The 3,089-nt window shown below is 72.7% G+C and carries 3 protein-coding genes and 2 pseudogenes; all 5 read right to left on the bottom strand.

Annotated elements, in window-relative coordinates:
- Window positions 1-200: pseudogene (locus ACIQ8B_RS32940) on the bottom strand (ABC transporter permease); the annotation flags it as partial.
- 93 nt (window positions 201-293) lie between these two features.
- A complete protein-coding gene (locus ACIQ8B_RS32935) occupies window positions 294-1,166 on the bottom strand; it encodes a glycosyltransferase family 2 protein (RefSeq protein ID WP_391664310.1) in 873 nt (290 codons plus the stop codon).
- Between the two features lie 8 nt (window positions 1,167-1,174).
- Window positions 1,175-1,918: a CDP-alcohol phosphatidyltransferase family protein gene (locus ACIQ8B_RS32930; RefSeq protein WP_106411370.1), complete on the bottom strand. Its 744-nt coding sequence runs from the start codon at window positions 1,916-1,918 to the stop codon at window positions 1,175-1,177.
- Window positions 1,919-1,931: 13 nt separating this feature from the next.
- The gene (locus tag ACIQ8B_RS32925) at window positions 1,932-2,993 is read right to left on the bottom strand and encodes an iron-containing alcohol dehydrogenase family protein (protein ID WP_290011780.1); all 1,062 of its coding nucleotides are present in this window, start codon (window positions 2,991-2,993) and stop codon (window positions 1,932-1,934) included.
- Window positions 2,981-3,089 (bottom strand): annotated as a pseudogene (locus ACIQ8B_RS32920) (phosphocholine cytidylyltransferase family protein); the annotation flags it as partial. The gene ACIQ8B_RS32925 and the pseudogene ACIQ8B_RS32920, both read right to left, overlap by 13 nt.

Below are 3,089 nucleotides of genomic sequence, written 5' to 3'. Positions count from 1 at the left end.
TGGGCGGTCAGCTTGGCCTGCGAGAAGGCCAGGATGAAGTGCCGCCGTCCCCACAGCTGACGGACGTACGCGCCGAGGGACGGACGGGCGCCGCTCACGGACAGCCCGTACTTGGCGGCCAGCTCGGCCGCCGGGAGGCCCTCGTCGGGCGGCGCGGACGCGCTGACCGCGACCGTGCCGTCGTGCGTTGTCTCACTCACGGGTGGATAACTTTCGTCCTCGATGTGCGTGGCCCGCGCGGGCCTGCCAGGAGCCGGGGACCGGGTGAACCGGACCCCCGGACCCGAAGCTTGTCAGATCACCGGGGGCCGGCCCAGCCGGGTCAGCCGCCACACCGTACGCCACTTCATGGGCCTGCGGGGGCCGCAGGGCGAGGTCCAGCCCTCCCGGAAGCCCCCGAACCACGCCTTGAGCGCGGGCCCCGAGGGCCGGCGCAGAAGGGTGAGGAGCAGCCAGACGCCCAGGTACACCGGGACGAGCGGGACGGGCAGGTTGCGCCGGGCGAGCCAGACGCGGTTGCGGGCCACCATGCGGTGGTACACCGCGTGCCGTGAGGGGGCGGTCGTCGGGTGGTACAGCACCATGTCGGACCGGTAGTCGATCATCCAGCCGGCGTCGAGCGCACGCCAGGCCAGGTCGGTCTCCTCGTGGGCGTAGAAGAACTCGTCCGGCAGGCCGCCGACCTCCGCGAAGACCTGGGTGCGCACGGCGTTGGCGCCGCCGAGGAAGGTGGTCACCCGGGAGGAGCGCATCGGGTCGGAGGCGCGCAGCCGGGGCACGTGCCGGCGCTGGGTGACGCCGGTGTCCGGGTCGGCGATGCGGAAGCTGATGATGCCGAGCGAGGGGTCCTCGGCGAACGCCTTCCGGCACAGCTCGGCGGTGTCGGTGTGCGCGAGCAGGCCGTCGTCGTCGAGGAAGAGGAGGATGTCGACGTCCCGTCCGCCGGGCCCGAACGCCTCGATGCCGACGTTGCGCCCGCCGGGGATGCCGAGGTTCTCGGGCAGCTCGACGGTCCGCACGCCCTCGGGGACGTCGGGCACGGGCGAGCCGTTGCCGACGACCACGACCTGGACGGGGTCGCCGTCCTGCTTGGCGACCGAGTCGAGCAGGGCACGCAGTTCGTCGGGGCGGTTGCCCATGGTGATGACGACCGCGCCGACCTTCATGCCGGCGCTCACTTCAGCCTGCTGGAGACGAGGACGGACACGAGGTGCAGCAGGGTCTGCAGCAGGGCGATCCCGGCCAGGACGGCGGTGCCGAGGCGGGTGAAGAACAGGTCGCCCCGGGCGGCGTCGAGGATCGCGAGGAGCAGGATCAGCAGGGACGCCTCTATGCCCAGGATCAGCCGGTGGAACTTCAGGGCGGAGGCGGCCCGGCGGGCCAGCGCCATGCCGGAGGAGCGCGGCTCGGAGGCGGACTCCTTCACCGGGGGCAGGCCGTTCTGGTGGCGGGCCACACCGACCAGGTCGGTCTCCGCCTTGATGAGTATCGCGCCCAGCGCGGCGAGGGTGCCGAGGAAGGCCCACAGCCAGTCGATGCGGCCGGTGCCCCACAGGTCGGCGGCGCGCAGGCCGAGGCCGACCAGCACGGCGGCGTCGGTCAGGTAGGCGCCGACCCGGTCCATGTAGACGCCGCCGAGCGAGTACTGCTTCCTCCAGCGCGCGATCTCGCCGTCGACGCAGTCGAGCAGCAGGTACAGCTGGACGGCGACCACCCCGAGGACCGCGCCCGTGATGCCCGGCACCAGGAGGGCGGGGGCCGCGAGGACACCGCAGACGGTCATCAGATACGTGAGCTGGTTGGGGGTGACCCGGGTGTTCACCAGGTAGCGGTCGACCCGCAGGGACACCTCGCGCATGTAGAGGCGCCCCATCCAGTGCTCACCGCTGCGCCGGTCCTTGACCCCCGCGGGGTGCACGACCGGACGGAGTTCAGCTACCGATGGCCTTGACATAGTCGGCGTAGACGTCCTTGATCTGTTCGGTGGTCAGGGCGAGGTGTTCGAGGATGGTGAAGCGGCCGGGGCGGGTCTCGGGGGCGTACTCGACGACGCGGACGAACTCGTCGACGGTGAACCCGATCTCCTCGGGCAGCACCGGCAGCCCGTGCCGGCGCAGCACCTCGGCCATGGCCGCCGACTCCTCGTGCGCGCCGCGCAGGTACATCGCGAAGGCGGCGCCGAGTCCGCACTGCTCGCCGTGGGCGGCGGCGCGCTGCGGGTAGAGCAGGTCGAAGGCGTGGTTGATCTCGTGGCAGGCGCCGGAGGAGGGCCGGGAGTCGCCGGACACGGACATGGAGATGCCGGTGAGGACCAGGGCTTCGGCCAGCACCTGGAGGAAGGCGTCGTCGTCGATGCCGCCCGGGTGCCGGAGCACGGCCTCGCCGGCCTGCCGGGCCATGGCCGCGGCGAGTCCGTCGACCTTCTCGCCGTTGACGCGGTGGGACAGCTCCCAGTCCGCGACGGCGGAGATGTTGGAGACGACGTCGCCGATGCCCGAGCGGACGAACCGGACCGGGGCCTCGCGGATGACGTTGAGGTCGATCACGACCGCGATCGGGTTCGGCACGCCGTAGGAGCCGCGTCCCGCGTCGTTGTCGAGGGTCGCGACCGGCGAGCACAGGCCGTCGTGCGCCAGGTTGGTGGCGACCGCGACCAGGGGCAGGCCGACGCGCGCCGACGCGAACTTGGCGCAGTCGATGATCTTCCCGCCGCCGAGGCCGACCACCGCGTCGTAGCGGCCGCCCTGGATGGCGCCGGCCAGCCGGACCGCGTCGTCGATGGTGCCGCCGCCGACCTCGAACCAGTCGGCGCCGGGCAGCGAGGGCGCGACGCGGTCGCGCAGCCGGGCGCCGGAGCCGCCGCTGACGGCGATGGCGAGCCGGCCGGACTGCGAGATGCGCTCGTCCGCCAGGACGCAGGCCAGGTCGTCGAGGGCGCCGGGGCGGATGTCGACGACGACCGGCGAGGGGATGAGCCGGGTCAGTACTGGCACGCGATCTCCCGTCCGCGGGCGAGGTCGTCGTGGTTGTCGATCTCGACCCACGGGACCTCGCCGATCGGCGCCACGTCGATCCGGAAGCCCCGGTTC

It is taken from the genome of Streptomyces sp. NPDC096105 (assembly GCF_044763335.1).
GTDB lineage: Bacteria > Actinomycetota > Actinomycetes > Streptomycetales > Streptomycetaceae > Streptomyces.
This window is presented reverse-complemented; position numbering and strand designations above follow the sequence as displayed.